Below are 511 nucleotides of genomic sequence, written 5' to 3'. Positions count from 1 at the left end.
ATCACGGCGCTCATTACGAATTTTTAAATCTTCATTCAATGCAATAAATTCAGGATCTTTAGCAATACGCTCAAGATGCTTTTTATTTAATACATCAACATCTTTGCGAGCATTGCCAACTTCAGTATAAGTTGCAGATGGAATTTTATCCCATGGCAATGCATTATCTTCCTTATCTTCGCCGTACTCTTTGGCATCGATAATTTCAGGGAAATTAATATCTGCAGCAACGCCTTTTAACTGAGTTGAACCACCATTAATACGATAGAACTTTTGAATCGTATACTGTAATAAACCTAATGGTGTTTGATCTAAATCATAGGTAAAATTTAATGAGCGACTTTGCTGAACCGTACCTTTACCAAAAGTATTCTGACCAATGATAATACCACGATTGTAATCTTGCATTGCGGCAGCAAAAATCTCAGATGCTGATGCACTATAACGATTAATCATCACCAATAAAGGCCCTTTATATTGCTGTGCTGAATCATCATCTTCATGTACCCGA

The 511-nt window shown here is 36.0% G+C and carries 1 protein-coding gene; it reads right to left on the bottom strand.

The features are described 5' to 3' along the window. On the bottom strand, positions 1-511 hold a 511-nt coding region (locus A7456_RS07005; protein ID WP_169816058.1), incomplete at both ends, for a carboxy terminal-processing peptidase.

It is taken from the genome of Moraxella nonliquefaciens (assembly GCF_001679005.1).
GTDB classification, from domain to species: domain Bacteria; phylum Pseudomonadota; class Gammaproteobacteria; order Pseudomonadales; family Moraxellaceae; genus Moraxella; species Moraxella nonliquefaciens.
Note: the sequence above shows the minus strand (reverse complement) of the source record. Positions and strands in the feature narration are given on the sequence as shown.